We start from the raw sequence: 19,092 nt of genomic DNA on the forward strand, positions 1-19,092 counted from the left end.
CCGACGACACTGGCATCACTCACCCACGAGCAGTGGGTGATGCCGCAAACCGACATGGGCTACTACAAAGAACTCCTGACCACCCTGCAAGACAACCACATCAGCATTGAAAATATCGTCCAGACCGATTCCGTCGTCACCATTTATAACCTTGTGTTGAATGCCGATTATCTGACGGTCATTCCCCGTGACATGATTGCCCCGTTCGGTTCCGATCAATTTATTGTCCTGCCAGTGGAAGATGAATTACCCGTGGCGCGTTATGCCGCCGTATGGTCAAAAAATTACAGAATAAAAAAATCGGCGTCAGTCTTAGTCGAACTGGCAAAACAATATGCGTCACTCACTGGCGAAAGACGACGATGATATATTAACGCCCTAATAAGCATTAAACCTTTTTAAAACACCCAGAGCTTATTTTAGCCGTGCTCTGATACCCTGACTTTGCCTGAAAATAATGAATTATTATAACGAGGATATTATGCATATTACCTACGATCTCCCGGTAACGATTGAAGATATTCAGGATGCCAGAAAGCGACTGGCAGGAAAAATATATAAAACCGGCATGCCGCGCTCGAATTACCTCAGCGAACGTTGTAAGGGTGAAATATTCCTTAAATTTGAGAATATGCAGCGTACCGGCTCCTTTAAAATTCGCGGCGCGTTTAACAAATTAAGCTCGCTGACCGATGCAGAAAGACGCAAAGGCGTGGTTGCCTGTTCCGCGGGAAACCACGCGCAGGGGGTCTCTCTCTCCTGTGCCATGCTGGGCATTGACGGCAAAGTGGTCATGCCGATGGGCGCGCCAAAGTCTAAAGTCGCCGCGACGCGCGACTACTCGGCGGAGGTCGTGCTGCACGGGGAGAACTTCAATGACACCATCGCCAAAGTCAGCGAAATCGTTGAGATGGAAGGGCGTATTTTTATCCCGCCTTACGATGACGCCAAAGTGATCGCCGGGCAGGGCACCATCGGGCTGGAAATTCTCGAAGACTTGTACGATGTGGATAACGTCATTGTGCCAATCGGCGGTGGCGGCTTAATTGCCGGGATCGCGACGGCGATTAAATCCATCAACCCCACCATCAATATTATTGGCGTGCAGTCAGAAAATGTTCACGGGATGGCGGCATCGTATCAGGCCGGAGAAATTATGAATCATCGCGTCACCGGTACATTAGCCGACGGTTGCGATGTCTCTCGCCCGGGTAAATTAACGTTCGAAATTGTTCGTGAATTGGTCGATGACATCGTACTGGTCAGTGAAGAGAACATTCGCGACAGCATGATTGCACTTATTCAGCGAAATAAAGTGGTGACCGAAGGTGCCGGCGCGCTGGCCTGTGCCGCGTTATTAAGCGGCAAGCTTGATCACTATATTCAGGGTCGTAAAACCGTCTGCATTATTTCCGGCGGCAATATTGACCTCTCCCGTGTTTCCCAAATTACCGGCTTCGTTGACGCATAAAGGTGACCTATGAGCAACACAGAAAGCATTATCGTTGGCCAGACAAAAACGTCCTCCTGGCGTAAGTCTGATACCACCTGGACGCTTGGCCTGTTCGGAACCGCCATTGGCGCAGGCGTGCTGTTCTTCCCCATTCGCGCAGGTTTTGGTGGCTTGATCCCTATCCTGCTGATGCTGCTTCTCGCCTTCCCGATCGCGTTTTACTGCCACCGTGCGCTGGCGCGTCTGTGCCTGTCCGGCAGCAACGTCTCCGGCAACATCACCGAAACGGTGGAAGAGCATTTTGGTAAAACCGGTGGGGTGGTCATTACCTTCCTCTACTTCTTCGCCATTTGCCCGCTGCTGTGGATTTACGGCGTCACCATTACCAACACCTTTATGACCTTCTGGGAAAACCAGCTCCAGCTGCCCGCGCTGAACCGCGGCGTGGTGGCGCTGTTCCTGCTGCTGCTGATGGCCTTTGTAATCTGGTTCGGCAAAGACCTGATGGTGAAGGTGATGAGCTTCCTGGTGTTCCCGTTTATCGCCAGTCTGGTGCTGATTTCCCTGTCGCTGATCCCTTACTGGAACTCGGCGGTTATCGACCAGGTCAACCTGAGCGATATCGCCTTCACCGGCCATGATGGCATTCTGGTGACGGTGTGGCTGGGCATCTCCATCATGGTCTTCTCCTTTAACTTCTCGCCGATTGTCTCCTCGTTTGTGGTCTCCAAGCGTGAAGAGTACGAGCCGGAGTACGGAAAAGAATTTACCGAGCAGAAATGTTCCAAAATCATCGGTCGCGCCAGCCTGCTGATGGTCGCCGTGGTGATGTTCTTCGCCTTTAGCTGCCTGTTTACGCTCTCTCCGCAGAACATGGCGGATGCAAAAGCGCAGAACATTCCGGTGCTCTCATACCTGGCGAACCACTTTGCCTCGATGTCGGGAACCAAATCGACCTTCGCGACGGTACTGGAATACGGGGCTTCCATCATCGCGCTGGTCGCTATCTTCAAATCCTTCTTTGGTCACTACCTGGGCACACTGGAAGGGCTGAACGGCCTGATCCTGAAGTTCGGTTATAAGGGCGACAAGAAGAAGGTCTCTGTGGGCAAGCTGAACACTATCAGCATGGTGTTCATCATGGGATCCACCTGGGTTGTTGCATACGCCAACCCGAACATTCTTGACCTTATCGAAGCGATGGGGGCGCCGATCATCGCCTCTCTGCTGTGCCTGCTGCCGATGTATGCCATCCGCAAAGCGCCAGCCATGGCGAAGTTTAAAGGCAGACCGGAGAACATCTTCGTCACGGTTGTGGGCCTGCTGACCATTCTGAATATCGTTTACAAACTGTTCTAACCAAAGCTCAGGAAGAGCGGAGCCACACCATGATTGAGTTTCCGGTAGTACTGGTTATTAACTGCGGTTCGTCCTCTGTTAAGTTTTCGGTGATCGATGCCAGCGCCTGTGACGCCCTGATGACGGGCATTGCAGACGGCATCAACACGGATAACGCCTTTATTTCCGTAAACGGGGGTGAGCCAGCCAGACTGGCTCACCATGACTACGAAGGGGCGCTGGCTGCCATCGCCCTGGAGCTGGAGAAGCGTAACCTGATGAGCAGCGTGGCCTTAATTGGCCATCGCATTGCTCACGGCGGCGACCTATTCAGCGAGTCGACCCTGATTACGGAGGAGGTGATTGCGCAGATCCGTCAGGTTTCCCCGCTGGCGCCACTGCATAACTACGCCAACTTAAGCGGCGTGGAAGCCGCAGAGCGCCTCTTCCCTGGCGTGCAGCAGGTTGCGGTGTTCGATACCAGCTTCCATCAGACGCTGCCGCCGCAGGCGTATCTGTATGGCTTACCGTACCGCTATTTTGAAGAGTTGGGCGTGCGTCGCTACGGCTTCCACGGCACCTCTCACCGCTACGTGGCCGGGCGGGCGCAGGCGCTTCTCGGGCTGTCCCCCGATGACAGCGGTCTGGTGATTGCCCATCTCGGTAACGGCGCCTCCATCTGCGCGGTGCGCAATGGCGAAAGCGTGGATACCTCCATGGGCATGACGCCGCTGGAAGGGCTGGTGATGGGCACACGCTGTGGCGACGTGGATTTTGGCGCCATGGCGTGGATTGCCCAGCAGACCGGCCAGTCGTTCGAGGATCTGGAGCGCGTGGTCAATAAAGAGTCCGGATTGCTGGGGATCTCCGGCCTCTCGTCTGATCTGCGTGCGCTGGAGAAGGCCTGGCACGCGGGTCATGAACGCGCGCAGCTGGCGATCCAGACTTTCGTTCACCGCGTTGCGCGCCATATCGCCGGGCACGCGGCATCGCTGCACCGCCTGGACGGCGTGGTCTTTACCGGCGGTATTGGCGAAAACTCGACGCTTATCCGCGCGCTGGTGGCGGAACACCTGAAGGTCTTTGGCCTCATCCTCGACGACGCCAAAAATACCCTGCCGGGCAGCGCGGGTGAGCGCGTGATCTCCACCGGGTCGTCCCGCGTAGCCTGCGCGGTTGTCCCTACCAACGAAGAAAAAATGATCGCACTGGATGCCCTCCGTCTTGGGAAGGTTACCCCGGCTGCGGCTTACGCCTGATAAAGCGAGAATAAGATGAAAGTAACAATCGATACGGGCGTCGCACCCTACAGCGACGCATGGGCCGGGTTTCGCGGTGAAGAATGGAAAAACGCCGTCAACGTGCGCGATTTTATTCAGCATAACTACACCCCTTATGAAGGCGACGAAGCTTTCCTCGCGCAGGCGACGCCAGCAACGACGGCGCTGTGGCAGAAGGTAATGGTCGGCATTCGTCAGGAGAATGCCACCCATGCCCCGGTAGATTTTGACACTAATATCGCCACCACCATTACGGCTCACGGGCCGGGCTATATCGACCAGGATCTGGAGACGATCGTCGGTCTGCAAACCGATAAACCGCTTAAGCGCGCCCTGCATCCGTACGGCGGGATCAACATGATCCGCAGCTCGTTCGAAGCCTACGGGCGGGAGATGGATCCGCAGTTCGAATACCTGTTTACCGACCTGCGTAAAACCCATAACCAGGGCGTATTTGACGTCTACTCGCCGGAAATGATGAGTTGTCGTAAATCCGGGGTGCTGACGGGGCTGCCGGACGGCTACGGGCGCGGACGCATCATTGGCGATTACCGCCGCGTGGCGCTGTATGGCATCAGCTATCTGGTGCGCGAGCGTGAACTGCAGTTTGCCGATCTCCAGCCGAGACTGGAACGTGGTGAAGATCTTGAGGCGACGATCCGCCTGCGTGAGGGCTGGCGGAACACAAACGTGCGCTGCTGCAGATCCAGCAGATGGCGGCGAATTATGGTTTTGATATTTCACGTCCGGCGATGAACGCCCAGGAAGCGGTGCAGTGGGTCTATTTTGCCTATCTGGCGGCGGTGAAATCCCAGAACGGCGGGGCGATGTCGCTGGGTCGCACGGCCTCGTTCCTCGATATTTACATTGAGCGCGACATGCAGGCCGGGCGGCTGAATGAAGTCCAGGCGCAGGAGCTGATCGATCACTTCATTATGAAGATCCGCATGGTGCGCTTCCTGCGCACACCGGAGTTCGACACGCTTTTCTCCGGCGATCCGATCTGGGCGACGGAAGTGATCGGTGGGATGGGGCTGGACGGGCGCACGCTGGTGACCAAAAACAGCTTCCGCTATCTGCATACGCTGCACACCATGGGGCCTGCGCCGGAGCCTAACCTGACGATCCTCTGGTCTGAACAACTGCCGATCGCGTTCAAGAAATATGCCGCGCAGGTATCGATCGTCACCTCGTCGCTGCAGTATGAGAACGACGATCTGATGCGTGCCGACTTCAACAGCGACGACTACGCCATTGCCTGCTGCGTCAGCCCGATGGTGATCGGCAAGCAGATGCAGTTCTTCGGTGCCCGCGCCAACCTCGCCAAAACGCTGCTCTACGCGATCAACGGCGGGATGGATGAGAAGCTGAAGATCCAGGTCGGCCCGAAAACCGCGCCGCTGCTGGATGACGTTCTGGACTACGACACCGTGATGGCGAGCCTCGATCACTTTATGGACTGGCTGGCGGTGCAGTACATCAGCGCGCTGAATCTCATTCACTACATGCACGACAAGTACAGCTACGAAGCCTCGCTGATGGCGCTGCACGACCGGGACGTTTACCGTACCATGGCCTGCGGTATTGCTGGCCTGTCGGTGGCGGCGGATTCCCTGTCCGCTATTAAATATGCCACGGTGAAACCGGTGCGCGACCACACCGGTCTGGCGGTCGATTTTGTAATAGAAGGAGATTACCCGCAGTACGGCAACAACGATGACCGCGTGGACAGCATTGCCTGTGACCTGGTGGAGCGCTTTATGAAGAAAATTCAGGCACTGCCAACCTACCGCAACGCGGTACCGACCCAGTCGATCCTGACTATTACCTCCAACGTGGTTTACGGTCAGAAGACCGGCAACACGCCGGACGGACGCCGCGGCGGCACGCCGTTTGCGCCAGGCGCGAACCCGATGCACGGTCGCGACAGAAAAGGGGCCGTGGCTTCGTTAACCTCGGTCGCTAAGCTGCCGTTCACCTATGCCAAAGATGGAATCTCTTACACCTTCTCCATCGTGCCGCAGGCGCTCGGTAAAGATGAGATGGTGCGCAAAACCAACCTGGTGGGGCTGCTGGACGGCTACTTCCACCATGAAGCGGCCATTGAGGGGGGACAGCATCTTAACGTCAACGTCATGAACAGGGAGATGCTGCTGGATGCCATTGCGCATCCGGAGAATTATCCGAACCTGACCATCCGCGTTTCAGGCTATGCGGTGCGGTTTAATGCCCTGACGCGTGAGCAGCAGCAGGATGTGATCTCCAGGACGTTTACGCAATCCATCTGACGCAAGTCAGTCCTGATGCCCCCTCACCGCAGGGGGCATTTTTTTGGCCCGCTTAACATACAAAATTGTTTATATAATTACTCACACATATTCATCCGCTCTTGAAAAACAATACGCCTGCTTTTTCCTATAACAGATTGTAAGGACTGTAAGATGATGAAAATGACCCGTATTGCGTTGGCAGCTGCTTCACTGGTGGTGTGCAGTTTTACGGCGCAGGCCGCTAACGTTGAGGCCGCCCCGTCGCCCTCGCAGGATCCGCTGGTACAGCACCTGAAGCTCAGCAACGATCAGGTTAAGAAGATTGAAGATCTGCATAAGCAGCTGGAAGAAAATGTCAGCAAGATCCCGATGACGGGTGTGAAGGACGGCGCGCTGATCGACATGTTCCAGGCTGGTAAATGGGACGAAAGCACAGTGAAAAGCCAGCTTACCGCATTCAGCAAAATTGAAGAGCAGACCCGTTATTACCGCGTGAAATATTACTTCGACGTCAGCCAGGTATTGACGCCGGAGCAACGCAAGCAGATCAGAACCGATATGGCTAACGCGCTGGCTGAGTGATCCTGGGATCAATCATTTAAAATGAAAACTCACAGAATCGCTTCAATTGGATTCTGTGAGGAATGATCCTTACTTTCATGCTGATGCCCGTTCATTCCATGCATCAGCAAACTGAATATTGCCGTCACAATAGGTCCAGGTCGCTTTTTCGTAGCGCAATTGAATAGATTCAAGGTGGCCAGTACTAGGACAGTTACGTGTATCGTTAACAATAGGGGAGATAGAGACAACTTTCACACCTTCCAGCTCAGTTCTAAAATATTCAACCTCCCAACCTGCGTCATTAATTCGGTAATATCTAATCTCAACTTTCTTAAGGTTTTGCCCTGTCGCTACCGCCTTATAAAGATAGGGAGATGAGCTGTCTATTTCCTTCTCGAACAGGAAAGGCGCGTGTTTCCTCGTTCCGGTTAATCTTCCGGAGAGTGGATCGGTTGGAATACTCAAATTATGGGTTAAACCTCTAATTTCAACACTCCCTTCACGATCCTGAACATCACATGAACCTTTAATGAGTGAGCCACCGTCGTCATAGAACCAAATGTGAACAGGTACGGCCATGAAAAAACTCCTTCTTTAAATCAATCGTGTATCCATTTTCCTGCTTTTACCGCTTCGGCAAACATTCTTACCGTCAATGGCTTTGATATTTGCTTAACCGGTTCTTTAGTAAACCATTTCCTGAAAAACCAGGTTTGAGTCCAGGGGAAATAATTTTCAGTGTTAACTTCGATACGATACTCTTTTTCGAATCTCTCAATGGCATATACGATATCATCCAGATCGGTGTAATCCTGTAAAATATCATCTATCCCGAGGGGAATCCGTTTACCCGTAAATGTACCTTGTTCTGGTAAATTATCCCTGAAGAATTTTAAAACATCAGCTTCACTGTTCATCTTCACCAAATCCGGTCTTTTGGGTGAGCAATCGTATTATATCTTGAAAGCGTTTTGTAACTTATCATAGCAACATCTGCAGCAAGTATAGTTATCCCTAGTGCAGGTATCCATCGGCCAATGAACGCTCCTAAGTTCTTGGTATACATTGGTTTCCTGTATTTAAAGCTTGCAAGTGTAATTGTAGGTAGTCGGTGTGGTAGCTGTACATTCAGTAGATCTCGCAGGTACTTAGATGCCACAGATGTGCCTATTGTAGCCGTTTCTGGCTTTGTTCTGGTTTCAAGTATAGGTAAACCAAGAATCATAGTGGCCATCATTATTGCATCCTTTAATCCACCGAACTGTTCATCGGTGGCATCCAGAAAAATCCAAAAAAATAACTCAGATGCAGAGATGTTACATACACCTTTATAAAAGTATGTTCCATTGAGTTCTTCAATGGTGTCCATAGTATAACCATAATCATCAGGTGGTTTGTTGAAATGTCATCCTATAAAAAAGAAAGGGCTGAGAGTAGGGCATTCATCTTTATAAATTCCGAAATATTCTCGATTTAAGGATGATATGATTTTTTGAGCTGTATCACCTTTAGAAAATATTATATGAATTTTAGAACTTCATAGAATTTTTTACTACGCAACGTAGAAAATCCTTATAAAGGTTGTGACCTTTTTCTCCCGCGCTCCGGATATGATCTTCCCACACCAATAACACACACCTGCAACCCTCTGAATCGCAATCGCTGGCGATCGGAAACCTATAAAAACAACTGGTTACCCTACAAAATAAGCGAGTGCCCAATGGATACGGCAACAAACAGCAGTGTGATTGTGAATGATTCCCCCGCGGCAAGGCGTGCGGGAATGAGCGAAAGCGAGTGGCAAGCGGCAATTAAATTCGACAGCACCGATACGGGCTGGGTCATCATGAGTATCGGGATGGCTATCGGCGCGGGGATTGTTTTTCTCCCAGTGCAGGTAGGACTCATGGGGCTATGGGTCTTTTTACTCTCGTCCGTTATCGGTTATCCGGCCATGTATTTATTCCAGCGTCTGTTTATTAATACCCTTGCGGAATCACCGGAATGCAAAGATTACCCAAGCGTCATTAGCGGTTATTTAGGCAAGAACTGGGGTATTTTATTAGGTGCACTCTATTTCGTGATGCTGGTGATTTGGATGTTTGTCTATTCCACCGCCATTACCAACGACAGCGCATCGTATTTGCATACCTTTGGTGTGACCGACCATTTGCTCTCTGAAAATCCGTTCTACGGGTTATTCCTGATTTGTATTCTGGTGGCCATCTCCTCACGGGGGGAAAAGCTGCTGTTTAAAGTCTCCAGCCTGATGGTGTTGACCAAATTATTCGTGGTCGCGGCGCTGGGAGTGTCGATGATAGGTCTGTGGCATTTAGCCAACGTAGGCATGCTGCCGCCCGTAGGGCTGCTGGTTAAAAACGCCATCATCACGTTGCCCTTTACCTTAACCTCCATTCTGTTTATTCAGACCTTGAGCCCGATGGTGATCTCATACCGTTCACGGGAAAAATCCGTGGAGGTGGCGCGTCATAAAGCGCTGCGGGCAATGAACATTGCCTTTGGTGTGCTGTTTGTAACGGTCTTCTTCTATGCTGTCTCCTTTACGCTGGCGATGGGGCACGATGAGGCGGTCAAAGCCTATGAACAGAATATCTCTGCCCTGGCGATAGCGGCGCAGTTTATCAGCGGCGACGGCGCGGGCTGGGTCAAAATCGTCAGCGTGATCCTGAATATCTTTGCCGTCATGACCGCATTCTTCGGCGTCTACCTCGGTTTTCGCGAGGCCACGCAGGGTATCGTCATGAATATCCTGCGCCGCAAAATGCCGGCAGAGAAAATCAATGAGAACGCCGTCCAGCGCGGGATTATGCTGTTCGCCATCCTGCTGGCCTGGAGCGCGATTGTATTAAATGCGCCGGTGTTGAGCTTCACGTCTATTTGCAGCCCCATTTTTGGCATGGTGGGCTGCCTGATCCCCGCATGGCTGGTCTGTAAGGTCCCGGCACTGCACAAATATAAAGGCGTTTCGCTGGTGATTATTGTTATCACCGGGCTGCTGCTTTGTGTTTCTCCTTTCCTCGCCTTCTCCTGAGGATTATTAAGGTCGTAACGATGTCTGAGCAAACTTATCCTTTATGGAATCAATTTATTCGCGCAGTGCAGGAAGAAGTTAAACCCGCACTTGGATGTACCGAACCCGTCTCTCTGGCGCTGGCCTGCGCGATGGCCGCAGACCTTCTGCCGGGTGATGTCACACAGATTGAGGCGTGGGTCTCGCCGAACCTGATGAAAAACGGGCTTGGCGTGACGGTGCCGGGAACCGGCATGGTCGGGTTACCGATTGCGGCAGCGTTGGGCGCGATTGGCGGTAACGCACACGCCGGGCTGGAGGTGTTAAAAGACGCGTCAGCCGGGGCGCTGGTACAGGCCAAATCGCTGCTGACCTCTGGTAAGGTCCAGGTGAAACTGCAGGAGCCGTGCGATGAAATCCTCTACTCGCGCGCCCGGGTATATGCCGGAGATACCTCGGCAATGGTGACCATTGCCGGTGGGCATACCCGGGTGGTGGAGGTGGTTTATCAGGACGAAACGCGCTTTGCGCTTGAGGAGCAACAGGGCGAAGAAAATGACGACCCGCTGGCGGTGCTGACAAACGCCACGCTGTCGCAGATCCTGGAGTTTGTCGAGCAGGCGCCGTTTGAGGCGATCCGTTTTATCCTGGAAGCAGGGCAGTTAAACGATGCGCTCTCCCGGGAAGGGCTCAGCGGGAAGTGGGGGCTGCACATTGGTGCCACGCTGAATAAGCAGCGTGCGCGCGGATGGCTGGCGCAGGATCTGGGTTCAGACATTGTTATTCGCACCAGTGCGGCCTCGGACGCCCGCATGGGCGGCGCGACGTTGCCAGCGATGAGCAATTCGGGTTCCGGCAATCAGGGCATTACCGCCACCATGCCGGTGGTGGTGGTCGCTGAGCACGTTCAGGCCGACGACGAACGGCTGGCGCGGGCGCTGATGCTGTCTCATCTTTCCGCTATTTATATTCACGCCCAGCTTCCGCGTTTGTCGGCGCTGTGTGCGGCAACAACGGCGGCTATGGGGGCGTCGGCGGGTATGGCGTGGTTGATGGGCGGCAGTTATCAGACGATTGCGATGGCCATCAGCAGCATGATCGGCGACGTCAGCGGGATGATTTGCGACGGCGCTTCAAACAGCTGTGCCATGAAGGTCTCTACCAGCGTGGCAAGTGCGTGGAAAGCGGTGATGATGGCGCTGGATGATTCGGCTGTGACGGGCAACGAAGGCATTGTGGCGCACGATGTGGAGCAATCGATCGCGAATCTGTGCGCGCTCGCGTGCCGTTCGATGCAGGCCACGGACCGGCAGATAATTGAGATTATGGCGAGTAAGGTGTTATGAACTTTCCCCCTCATCCCTCTGGGGAGAGGGGGAATATTTTACACTGGCAAATCAATCAGCAGCGCGCGCAGCGGCGTATCCGCGACCAGCGTGATATTCGCTTCATCACGAATAAACGCCCCGTCACCGCAGGTGAGCGCTTCCTTCTCTTCCGTATGCGTTACCGCATGCACCGTGCCGTGAATCGACTGCAGATAGGCGCGCGGACCGTGAAGCTGGAAGCTCGCCTGTTCACCTTTCTTCAGTTCGATATGGTGCAGCCACACCTGCTGACGCAGCTGCAGGCTATCTTTGCTGCCGTCAGGCGATGCAATCAGCTGCTGCTTATCGCCCGTCAGGTCTAGCTTTTGTACCAGCGGGTTTTCCCGCTCAGGGCAGGCGTCAAGCCACAGCTGCATGCGGGTCAGCGTTTTGTCTTTGCTGAGGTTATGCTCGCTGTAGCTGATGCCCGGCTGTGTGGAAATTAATAACGCTTCGCCAGCCTTCGCCTGGACATGATTGCCCTCGCTATCGCGGTATTCTGCCTCGCCTTCCAGGATCAGGTTCAGGATATCGACTTTCGGGTACGTACGCGGCTGGAAGGAGGCGCCCGGGGCGAGCACTTCCTGATTTAACACACGTAGTGATGCGTAACCGAGGAGTTTAGGGTCAAAGTAGTGTCCAAAGGAAAAGGTGTAGCGGGCCTGCAGCCAACCGAAATCGGCTTGTCCGCACTGTTTAGCTGTTCTTGTCGTAATCATAAACTGACCTCTCTTTACACTAAAACAATGGTAAAGGTATGGACGCTGCATTGTTAGCCAGATATTCTGCCGGGTATGTTCAAATTTCCTGAATGAGAACGAGATGGCTAAAGAGAGAGCATTGACGCTTGAGGCGCTTCGCGTCATGGACGCAATCGACCGGCGCGGCAGTTTTGCGGCGGCGGCAGATGAGCTGGGGCGCGTTCCGTCTGCGCTGAGCTACACCATGCAAAAGCTGGAGGAAGAGCTGGACGTGGTGCTGTTTGACCGCTCCGGTCATCGAACAAAATTCACCAACGTTGGGCGGATGCTGCTGGAGCGCGGCCGCGTGCTGCTGGAAGCGGCGGATAAGCTCACGACGGACGCCGAAGCACTGGCTCGTGGCTGGGAAACTCATCTGACGCTGGTGACGGAAGCCCTGGTGCCGACCGAATCGCTGTTCCCGCTGGTGGACCGTCTGGCGGCGAAGGCTAACACGCAGCTGTCGATCATCACTGAGGTGCTGGCAGGGGCGTGGGAGCGGCTGGAGACGGGCAGGGCGGACATCGTCATTGCGCCGGACATGCACTTCCGTTCCTCGTCGGAGATCAACTCGCGCAAGCTTTACAGCGTGATGAATGTCTACGTTGCCGCACCCAATCACCCGATTCACCAGGAGCCGGAACCGCTCTCTGAAGTCACTCGCGTGAAGTATCGCGGCGTGGCGGTTGCGGATACCGCACGTGAACGTCCGGTGCTGACGGTACAGCTTCTGGATAAACAGCCGCGACTCACCGTTACGTCTCTGGAAGATAAGCGCCAGGCGCTGCTGGCAGGGTTAGGCGTGGCGACGATGCCATACCCGTTTGTGGAAAAAGACATTGCGGAAGGACGGTTGCGGGTTGTGAGCCCGGAATACACCAGCGAGGTGGATATCATTATGGCATGGCGTCGTGACAGCATGGGCGAAGCCAAGTCGTGGTGTTTGCGAGAAATTCCAAAGCTCTTTGCGCACCACAATAAGTAGATCCGTAGGCCCGGTAAGCGTAAGCGCCACCGGGCTCTGATTTACACGCCGGCTTTCGGATCCGGACCAAAGCGGTTTTCGCCTGGGGTGCCGCTCTGGCAGTTGAAGATCAGAATCACGATCCAGCCCACAATCGGGATCAACAGCAGCAGTAACCACCACGCCGAACGATCGGTATCGTGCAGCCGACGGAACAGTACCGCCCACGATGGCAGCAGGACTAACAGGCCATAGATGGTGGTCAGTACGCCTTCACCGCCAGCCCGCTCCCAGCCGAGAATTTTATCCACGATGCCCAGCACCATAATCAGGACGAAGTTCACCAGAACGAACATCCAGTACTCTTTGCGGCGGGCGCGGCCACCAAATCCAATGTAGTTGCGCAGTACTTTTAAATACCAGTCCATTTTCCTTGCCTCATTAGTCAGTCAATCACTTGTTTTCTAAGCGATCGAGGTAAGGATAGATGGAGATTGTGAATTAAAAAAGGGCATCCATTGATGCCCTTAATATTTATCCAAAACGCACATCGCGCCCGTGCGGTTCATCCAGGTCCTGCCACGGCCCAATGGAGATAATGCCCGTTGGGTTAATGGTCTTGTGGCTGCGGAAATAGTGAGTGCGGATATGGTCGAAGTTGACCGTGTCGGCGATGCCCGGCATCTGGTAGATGTCGCGCAGGAAACCATACAGGTTCAGATAGTCACTGATGCGGTGCTTGTCGCACTTAAAGTGGGTGACGTAGACCGGATCAAAGCGAACCAGCGTGGTCCACAGGCGGATATCCGCTTCCGTCAGACGATCGCCCGTCAGGTAGCGGTGCTGGCCGAGGATCTGCTCCAGACGCTCAAGAGATTCAAAGACTTTTCCGACCGCTTCGTCATACGCTTCCTGACTGGTGGCAAAGCCGGCCTTGTAGACACCGTTATTGACGTTGTCGTAAATCCAGCTGTTCAGCTCATCAATTTTATCGCGCAGCTCAACCGGATAGTAATCCCCGGCACGGGCACCGTGGGCGTCAAACGCGGTATTGAACATGCGGATGATTTCCGCAGACTCATTGCTGACAATCGTCTGGTTTTTCTTGTCCCACAGCACCGGCACGGTCACGCGCCCGGTGTAGTGCGGGTCGGCCCGCAGGTAGAGCTGGTAAAGGAAATCATGGTGGTATAGATCGTCGCCGGTCGCGGCAGGGAAATCACTGTCAAACGTCCAGCCGTTTTCGAGCATCAGCGGGTTCACCACGGAAACCGGAATTAAGGATTCAAGACCTTTGAGCTTGCGCACAATCAATGTGCGATGCGCCCACGGACAGGCAAGGGAGACATAAAGATGATAACGATCTTTCTCGGCCGCAAAGCCGCCTTCGCCACTTGGGCCGGGAGCCCCGTCGGCGGTGAGCCAGTTACGGAAGGCCGAAACAGAGCGCTTAAAGCGTCCACCGGTGGATTTGGTGTCATACCAGACATCCTGCCAGACGCCGTCTACGAGTTGTCCCATTCTTTTCTCCTCCGTCAGATAGCAAAAGCGAGGAGAGATCTCCTCGCTTTGTGTTCATTCAGTATAGCGTGCTTACCATTTCTTATTCAGAACGCGGTCGATGCTGTATGCACCCGGGCCAGTGACGGCCAGCAGCAGGAAGCCACCCGCGATGGTCAGGTTTTTCATGAACATCAGAGAGTTCACGCCTTCCGCAAAGTTGCTGTGGAAGATAAACGCGGTCAGCACGGTGAAGCCCGCGGTAAACAGCGCGGTGGTACGGGTCAGGAAGCCGAACAGTACCGCCAGGCCGCCGCCGAACTCAAGAAGAATAGTCAGTGGCAACAGGAACCCCGGAACGCCCATGGCTTCCATATACTGCTGGGTACCCGCATAACCGGTGATTTTGCCCCAACCTGCCACGATGAACAGAATTGGCATCAGAATACGTGCTACCAGTACACCAACATCTTCTAATTTTTTCATTTTACTCTCCAGGAAACCACATCAGCGGCTGAACGTTATTTGTCTGCAATTCCGGGTAGATACCGCGTCGTTGCTGTCGATGGAGAGCATCATAAACGTGACGGTTGGCGATTGTTAGCAAGGAAAACTGTCAATCTTTTTCAAAGATATTGAGTAAGGGAGCGTGCGCGCTGGTGCCCTCACCCCAACCCTCTCCCACAGGGAGAGGGCGCAAAACAAAAAACGGTAACCAGGGTTACCGTTTTGCTTTTATCACCGCAGCTGCTGCTGACGAATCGTGGCTTTCACCAGACGCCAGGCGCTCCAGGCGCCAAAGCCACGCCGCGCCCAGCGGATCAGCATATTCGGATGACGAACCGTCCAGATAGCCATCACGCTACTGCCGACCAGAGCCCAGGAACGCAGGCTCAGGAAGGTGTTCCAGCCACGATCAAAGCGTCGCGTCGCATCAATCCAGTCGCGACGGCTGGCAGACAGATCCAGCCGTTGCTGCTGGATCTGGCTTAACAGATACGCTTTGCGCTTCTGACGTTCGGCTTTACCGCTCACGGCTTGTCATCCTCCAGCAGGGCGCGATCGTTAGCCAGCTCCTGACGCGTATGGCGCAGGAAAGTGGACTGGCGTGCTTTACGCAGCGTCCAGATCCCGCCAATCAGCGCCGCAACCAGCAGCACGACGGTGGTGGCAATCATCGCGTTAAGACGATACTGCGGGTCAATGGCCCAGATGATTAACACCATCAGGCTCATCAGACCAAACGCGGCGAAGAGCATGGTCAGGCCGAGCATCAGCAGCATCTGGAAGAGGTTCGCTTTCTCCTCTTCCAGCTCTACCACTGCCAGCCGGACGCGCGTTTCGGCAATGCCAACCAGCGTTGTTAAAATACGCTGGCCGATGCCGAGGACGTTATTAGCAGGCCCTTGTGCGTGACGAGGATCTTCCATATCAACGACGCGTCAGAAGGACACCCAGTACCACACCGACTGCGGCACCAATCCCGACACCCGTCCATGGATTATCACGCACGTATTCGTCAGCACGGGCAGCCGCTTCGCGGGTCTGTTTTGCCAGTGCATCACCGGTTTCACCCAGGCGATAGCGGCTCTCTTTGAGTGCCTGCTCCGCTTTGCTACGCAGTTTGCTGACCTCTTCCTTTGACTTGTCAGCAGAGGAGTTCAGCACCTCTTCCAGGGTATCGGCCAGGGATTTCAGTTCAGCGCGCAGATGTTCAGACGTCGTATCTTTTGACATGATTCTCTCCTGTTGAGATTTCCGTTAACTCAATAATCGCGAGCTTCCAGCGCTTTCAGGTCGTCCTGCGCTTCTTTCAGCTTCTTCTCGCGCTTAGCAATTTTTTCCGCATCGCCTTTCTCTTTCGCTTCCTGCAGGTCGCGACGGCGTTCGGCTATCTCGTCCTTCTGTTCAGCGATTTTTTTCTGGTGATCGGCACGAAGCTTGCTGTCTGTACAGTTCGCTTTCACTTCGCTCAGCGCTTTTTTAAGACCATCAACACGGTGCTGATTGTTATGCTTTTCGGCATAGCCGATCTCACGCTGAATATCCTGTTCTTTCTCCTGACAGAGAGAGTTTGCAAAGGATGCTGTGCTCAAAGAAAAAAGGGCCAGAGCCAGGGTAATGCGGAATTTCATTATCGAAACCTTCCATTGTGTTACGGCGTAAGCCGCGTTCCAGACTAATGCGGAGTACATTCGAGGGGTGCTCCGCGTACTTAAGCATAGTAAGTAAACGGGGGATTCACCAAAGTGGGTGAAAAGATTCGGAATCCTGGTAATTATCCGAACCGATGCGACGTATCGCGAATCAAGGACAGCCAGGCGGCAGGCTGGCTGTCATCTTCCTGCTGAGCGATGATATACCCGTGCGGCAGCGTACGGTCGAGAACCACTTTCGCGGCGGCACTTTGCGCACGGGAATCAAACTTAATCAGTAAAACGTCGTCCTGCGGGGTGATGCTCTTAAAGCGGATCCCGTTCGCATCAAGATGATGCCAGACAGAAAAGCCGTCAGGTACGCTCGCCCCCTGGTTTATCGGGCGAATGGCCAGCGTCGATTCCTGATGCGAAAGCGCGCTCCAGGCCAGCAGCAGAGCGCTGATGACCACCAGGGCAATTGCGGCACAGGCAAAGCGGCGCAGGGCGAGCGGCGAGATAACCATCGTTAGCCTCTGGCTCCGTATTTCTTTTTCCACAGGACGACCAGCGAGCCAATCAGGCCGAAGACCAGCAGAACAACGGGCAGCAGCATCAGGCAGGACATCAGCTGGTCCTCATATTTCATGAAGACCGGGGTTTTACCCAGCGCATAGCCCAGTGTGGTCAGAATAAGCACCCACAGCAGGCCGCTCATCCAGTTAAAGAACTGGAAGCGTGTGCTGCTCAGCCCGGAGAGGCCAGCAATGGTCGGTAACAGGGTGCGTACAAAGGCGATAAAACGGCCTATCAGCAGCGCCGAAAGCCCGTGTTTATGGAACAGGTGGTGCGCCCGCTGATGATAGTGCGCAGGCAGATGCGAGAGCCAGTTCTGAACGATCCGGGTATTGCCCAGCCATCTGCCCTGGATGTAGCTCACCCAGCAGCCGAGACTCGCGGCGACGGTCAGTAACAGAATGGTTTGCGGAAATGCCATCGCCCCTTTGGCACACAGCACGCCGACAAGCACCAGTAAACTGTCACCGGGCAGGAACGCAGCAGGCAGCAAACCGTTCTCGAGGAACAGGATCATAAACAAGACAAAATAGAGCATGCCAATCATGGAAGGGTTGGCCAGCGTTTCAAAATCCTGCGCCCAGAGGGCATGCAGTAGTTGGGTCAAAAGTTCCATTCAGTGTTCCTGGAAATCGGTTAACGTCACGCCTGTTATCCGGGACAAACAGCACGGCGACATTGTTGTGATTTCATTATGGTCGCTCGCGGACACATTGCGGTGTGGCCAACACTGTTCCCTGTTAATTGGCTGGTTAGCAAGCACTAACTTACAAAATAACGAAGTGAATCCAATTGTAACAAAGCCCAACGTTCTGCGTCACAGAATTTGCAGGGGCGAGTTGATTTTGGCGTAAGGCCAGGAAGTGAGCGAGGGGATTTACAAAGGCTGACACTATATATGTTTTGCTTACCCACTTAAGCCGGAAGGCGCAGCGAAGCGCCTGCCAGCAGAAAGGTCATCTATTTTGCGCCACTGGAGGCCGTATCAAGATGAACAACAGGATTATCGGCAAAAAGATAGCGGTCAGCGTTAAATTCGAAGTCGTCGCTGGTTTCATTGAACAGCATCTGCTTGGTGTTTTCCAGGTGCTGCCACATCGCCAGTTTAGCGGCATGAGGGTCTTTACGAATCAGCGCCTTAAGGATTTGATCGTGATCGTCACACCAGTTATCGACGGTACGGGAATCGATATGGTCGTGAAGTTTTTTCCAGTACGGGTTGTGAACGCGCTGAGTCCACATTTTCTCAACGATTGCCGCCAGCGCCGTATTTTGCGTGGCCAGAGCCACCTGAACGTGGAACTGTAGATCCCACTCTGAATCGCGGAAACATTTTTCCTTGCGGGCATTCTCCTGGATTTCCATCAATTTCATGATGTCCTGCTTGGTCACCTGCGTCGCCGCAAATTCGGCAATATTGCTTTCGATCAGCTGGCGAGCCTGGAGCAGCTCAAACGGGCCATAGCTGGCAAATTCCAGACTTTCGTCCGCGACGGGGGAGTGTTTCGGCAGATTGGAAATCACGTGAATGCCGGAGCCTTTGCGTACCTCAACGTAGCCTTCCACTTCCAGCATGATAATCGCTTCGCGCACCACCGTGCGGCTGACGCTTTTTTCATCCGCGATAAAACGCTCGGCGGGAAGTTTGTCACCGACAAGATAGACCCCTTGCTCGATGCGATTTTTCAGCTCGGCAGCAAGTTGTTGATATAAACGACGTGGTTCGGTGATTTCCATATGCGCTCCAGGCAGGGTACGGCAGATGATTTGTTATACCACTTTTGCGTGCCACTCTCCAGATTTTGCCATTAAAAAAGCCGCTACTGAGCGGCCTTTAAATGCCCGGCGGCGCTTCGCTTGCACGGGCCTACGGG

22 protein-coding genes and 1 pseudogene are annotated in these 19,092 nt (G+C 53.8%); 9 read left to right on the plus strand and 14 right to left on the minus strand.

The genetic code is table 11. The features are described from left to right. From LDK53_RS21175 to LDK53_RS21200, 6 genes and pseudogenes are all read left to right on the plus strand, one after another. Nucleotides 1-366, plus strand: a 366-nt coding sequence (locus LDK53_RS21175) for a LysR substrate-binding domain-containing protein (RefSeq protein ID WP_263643516.1), incomplete at its 5' end; no start/stop codon positions are given. 115 nt (nucleotides 367-481) lie between these two features. Further along, on the plus strand, nucleotides 482-1,471 hold the full coding sequence (gene tdcB / locus LDK53_RS21180) for a bifunctional threonine ammonia-lyase/L-serine ammonia-lyase TdcB (protein WP_047959859.1): 990 nt from the start codon (nucleotides 482-484) through the stop codon (nucleotides 1,469-1,471). A gap of 9 nt (nucleotides 1,472-1,480) precedes the next feature. Continuing rightward, the gene (gene tdcC / locus LDK53_RS21185; protein WP_225287999.1) at nucleotides 1,481-2,812 is read left to right on the plus strand and encodes a threonine/serine transporter TdcC; all 1,332 of its coding nucleotides are present in this window, start codon (nucleotides 1,481-1,483) and stop codon (nucleotides 2,810-2,812) included. A 29-nt stretch (nucleotides 2,813-2,841) separates the two neighbouring features. Next, complete coding sequence (gene tdcD / locus LDK53_RS21190) at nucleotides 2,842-4,050, plus strand: propionate kinase (protein WP_225288000.1); 1,209 nt, start codon at nucleotides 2,842-2,844, stop codon at nucleotides 4,048-4,050. A 15-nt stretch (nucleotides 4,051-4,065) separates the two neighbouring features. Next, nucleotides 4,066-6,359 (plus strand): annotated as a pseudogene (gene pflB / locus LDK53_RS21195) (formate C-acetyltransferase). A gap of 153 nt (nucleotides 6,360-6,512) precedes the next feature. Then, nucleotides 6,513-6,923, plus strand: a complete 411-nt coding sequence (locus tag LDK53_RS21200; protein ID WP_025759875.1) for a Spy/CpxP family protein refolding chaperone — start codon at nucleotides 6,513-6,515, stop codon at nucleotides 6,921-6,923. A gap of 75 nt (nucleotides 6,924-6,998) precedes the next feature. Here LDK53_RS21200 and LDK53_RS21205 read toward each other — a convergent pair whose 3' ends face one another. From LDK53_RS21205 to LDK53_RS21215, 3 genes are read right to left on the minus strand one after another with little or no spacing between them, the layout of a single operon-like run. Beyond that, complete coding sequence (locus LDK53_RS21205) at nucleotides 6,999-7,484, minus strand: Hcp family type VI secretion system effector (protein WP_225288001.1); 486 nt, start codon at nucleotides 7,482-7,484, stop codon at nucleotides 6,999-7,001. A 20-nt stretch (nucleotides 7,485-7,504) separates the two neighbouring features. Then, nucleotides 7,505-7,822 carry a DUF1493 family protein gene (locus tag LDK53_RS21210; RefSeq protein ID WP_059387139.1) on the minus strand — a complete coding sequence of 106 codons (318 nt, stop codon included), beginning with the start codon at nucleotides 7,820-7,822 and terminating at the stop codon, nucleotides 7,505-7,507. A gap of 2 nt (nucleotides 7,823-7,824) precedes the next feature. Further along, entirely contained in the window at nucleotides 7,825-8,274 is a 450-nt protein-coding gene (locus LDK53_RS21215; protein ID WP_225288002.1) for an STM2901 family protein, read from the minus strand. A 351-nt stretch (nucleotides 8,275-8,625) separates the two neighbouring features. Here LDK53_RS21215 and LDK53_RS21220 point away from each other — a divergent pair, with 351 nt between their 5' ends. Both LDK53_RS21220 and LDK53_RS21225 read left to right on the plus strand, forming a co-directional pair. After that, nucleotides 8,626-9,957, plus strand: coding sequence for an amino acid permease (locus LDK53_RS21220; protein WP_225288003.1), 1,332 nt, complete (start codon nucleotides 8,626-8,628; stop codon nucleotides 9,955-9,957). A gap of 20 nt (nucleotides 9,958-9,977) precedes the next feature. Then, nucleotides 9,978-11,282 (plus strand): serine dehydratase subunit alpha family protein, encoded by a 1,305-nt coding sequence (locus tag LDK53_RS21225; protein WP_225288004.1) that lies wholly within the window; start codon nucleotides 9,978-9,980, stop codon nucleotides 11,280-11,282. Nucleotides 11,283-11,320: 38 nt separating this feature from the next. On the opposite strand, the gene LDK53_RS21230 is transcribed toward LDK53_RS21225, so the two are convergent. Beyond that, on the minus strand, nucleotides 11,321-12,022 hold the full coding sequence (locus LDK53_RS21230; protein ID WP_025759872.1) for a pirin family protein: 702 nt from the start codon (nucleotides 12,020-12,022) through the stop codon (nucleotides 11,321-11,323). 103 nt (nucleotides 12,023-12,125) lie between these two features. On the opposite strand from LDK53_RS21230, the gene LDK53_RS21235 reads away from it, so the two are divergent. Then, nucleotides 12,126-13,028: a LysR family transcriptional regulator gene (locus tag LDK53_RS21235; RefSeq protein WP_025759871.1), complete on the plus strand. Its 903-nt coding sequence runs from the start codon at nucleotides 12,126-12,128 to the stop codon at nucleotides 13,026-13,028. Nucleotides 13,029-13,069: 41 nt separating this feature from the next. On the opposite strand, the gene LDK53_RS21240 is transcribed toward LDK53_RS21235, so the two are convergent. The 10 genes from LDK53_RS21240 to exuR all read right to left on the minus strand — a co-directional run bounded on the left by LDK53_RS21240 (nucleotide 13,070) and on the right by exuR (nucleotide 18,955). After that, complete coding sequence (locus LDK53_RS21240) at nucleotides 13,070-13,435, minus strand: DUF805 domain-containing protein (protein WP_025759870.1); 366 nt, start codon at nucleotides 13,433-13,435, stop codon at nucleotides 13,070-13,072. 106 nt (nucleotides 13,436-13,541) lie between these two features. Continuing rightward, nucleotides 13,542-14,528 carry a glutathione S-transferase family protein gene (locus LDK53_RS21245; protein ID WP_225288005.1) on the minus strand — a complete coding sequence of 329 codons (987 nt, stop codon included), beginning with the start codon at nucleotides 14,526-14,528 and terminating at the stop codon, nucleotides 13,542-13,544. Nucleotides 14,529-14,600: 72 nt separating this feature from the next. Then, complete coding sequence (locus tag LDK53_RS21250) at nucleotides 14,601-14,993, minus strand: DoxX family protein (protein WP_023309292.1); 393 nt, start codon at nucleotides 14,991-14,993, stop codon at nucleotides 14,601-14,603. A gap of 252 nt (nucleotides 14,994-15,245) precedes the next feature. Then, nucleotides 15,246-15,542 carry a YqjK-like family protein gene (locus LDK53_RS21255; RefSeq protein ID WP_008503139.1) on the minus strand — a complete coding sequence of 99 codons (297 nt, stop codon included), beginning with the start codon at nucleotides 15,540-15,542 and terminating at the stop codon, nucleotides 15,246-15,248. Next, on the minus strand, nucleotides 15,539-15,937 hold the full coding sequence (locus tag LDK53_RS21260; protein WP_025759867.1) for a phage holin family protein: 399 nt from the start codon (nucleotides 15,935-15,937) through the stop codon (nucleotides 15,539-15,541). The genes LDK53_RS21255 and LDK53_RS21260 overlap by 4 nt, the downstream gene beginning before the upstream one ends. Before the next feature lies 1 nt (nucleotide 15,938). Beyond that, the gene (locus LDK53_RS21265; RefSeq protein ID WP_008503141.1) at nucleotides 15,939-16,244 is read right to left on the minus strand and encodes a DUF883 family protein; all 306 of its coding nucleotides are present in this window, start codon (nucleotides 16,242-16,244) and stop codon (nucleotides 15,939-15,941) included. Nucleotides 16,245-16,273: 29 nt separating this feature from the next. Then, on the minus strand, nucleotides 16,274-16,642 hold the full coding sequence (locus tag LDK53_RS21270) for a DUF1090 domain-containing protein (protein ID WP_208283137.1): 369 nt from the start codon (nucleotides 16,640-16,642) through the stop codon (nucleotides 16,274-16,276). Nucleotides 16,643-16,785: 143 nt separating this feature from the next. Further along, nucleotides 16,786-17,169: an EnvZ/OmpR regulon moderator MzrA gene (gene mzrA, locus LDK53_RS21275; protein WP_025759865.1), complete on the minus strand. Its 384-nt coding sequence runs from the start codon at nucleotides 17,167-17,169 to the stop codon at nucleotides 16,786-16,788. 2 nt (nucleotides 17,170-17,171) lie between these two features. Continuing rightward, entirely contained in the window at nucleotides 17,172-17,834 is a 663-nt protein-coding gene (gene yqjA, locus LDK53_RS21280; RefSeq protein WP_045286330.1) for a DedA family general envelope maintenance protein YqjA, read from the minus strand. Between the two features lie 344 nt (nucleotides 17,835-18,178). Next, nucleotides 18,179-18,955 carry a transcriptional regulator ExuR gene (gene exuR / locus LDK53_RS21285; RefSeq protein WP_025759862.1) on the minus strand — a complete coding sequence of 259 codons (777 nt, stop codon included), beginning with the start codon at nucleotides 18,953-18,955 and terminating at the stop codon, nucleotides 18,179-18,181. Nucleotides 18,956-19,092: the final 137 nt, after the last annotated feature.

The sequence above is a fragment of the Enterobacter sp. K16B genome, assembly GCF_020216105.1.
GTDB lineage: Bacteria > Pseudomonadota > Gammaproteobacteria > Enterobacterales > Enterobacteriaceae > Enterobacter > Enterobacter sichuanensis.

Coding starts and splice junctions, on each gene's coding strand:
- tdcB (WP_047959859.1), top strand. CDS start 482: ATGCATATTACCTACGATCTCCCGGTAACGATTGAAGATATTCAGGAT.
- tdcC (WP_225287999.1), top strand. CDS start 1,481: ATGAGCAACACAGAAAGCATTATCGTTGGCCAGACAAAAACGTCCTCC.
- tdcD (WP_225288000.1), top strand. CDS start 2,842: ATGATTGAGTTTCCGGTAGTACTGGTTATTAACTGCGGTTCGTCCTCT.
- LDK53_RS21200 (WP_025759875.1), top strand. CDS start 6,513: ATGATGAAAATGACCCGTATTGCGTTGGCAGCTGCTTCACTGGTGGTG.
- LDK53_RS21205 (WP_225288001.1), bottom strand. CDS start 7,484: ATGGCCGTACCTGTTCACATTTGGTTCTATGACGACGGTGGCTCACTC.
- LDK53_RS21210 (WP_059387139.1), bottom strand. CDS start 7,822: ATGAACAGTGAAGCTGATGTTTTAAAATTCTTCAGGGATAATTTACCA.
- LDK53_RS21215 (WP_225288002.1), bottom strand. CDS start 8,274: ATGGACACCATTGAAGAACTCAATGGAACATACTTTTATAAAGGTGTA.
- LDK53_RS21220 (WP_225288003.1), top strand. CDS start 8,626: ATGGATACGGCAACAAACAGCAGTGTGATTGTGAATGATTCCCCCGCG.
- LDK53_RS21225 (WP_225288004.1), top strand. CDS start 9,978: ATGTCTGAGCAAACTTATCCTTTATGGAATCAATTTATTCGCGCAGTG.
- LDK53_RS21230 (WP_025759872.1), bottom strand. CDS start 12,022: ATGATTACGACAAGAACAGCTAAACAGTGCGGACAAGCCGATTTCGGT.
- LDK53_RS21235 (WP_025759871.1), top strand. CDS start 12,126: ATGGCTAAAGAGAGAGCATTGACGCTTGAGGCGCTTCGCGTCATGGAC.
- LDK53_RS21240 (WP_025759870.1), bottom strand. CDS start 13,435: ATGGACTGGTATTTAAAAGTACTGCGCAACTACATTGGATTTGGTGGC.
- LDK53_RS21245 (WP_225288005.1), bottom strand. CDS start 14,528: ATGGGACAACTCGTAGACGGCGTCTGGCAGGATGTCTGGTATGACACC.
- LDK53_RS21250 (WP_023309292.1), bottom strand. CDS start 14,993: ATGAAAAAATTAGAAGATGTTGGTGTACTGGTAGCACGTATTCTGATG.
- LDK53_RS21260 (WP_025759867.1), bottom strand. CDS start 15,937: ATGGAAGATCCTCGTCACGCACAAGGGCCTGCTAATAACGTCCTCGGC.
- LDK53_RS21265 (WP_008503141.1), bottom strand. CDS start 16,244: ATGTCAAAAGATACGACGTCTGAACATCTGCGCGCTGAACTGAAATCC.
- LDK53_RS21270 (WP_208283137.1), bottom strand. CDS start 16,642: ATGAAATTCCGCATTACCCTGGCTCTGGCCCTTTTTTCTTTGAGCACA.
- mzrA (WP_025759865.1), bottom strand. CDS start 17,169: ATGGTTATCTCGCCGCTCGCCCTGCGCCGCTTTGCCTGTGCCGCAATT.
- yqjA (WP_045286330.1), bottom strand. CDS start 17,834: ATGGAACTTTTGACCCAACTACTGCATGCCCTCTGGGCGCAGGATTTT.
- exuR (WP_025759862.1), bottom strand. CDS start 18,955: ATGGAAATCACCGAACCACGTCGTTTATATCAACAACTTGCTGCCGAG.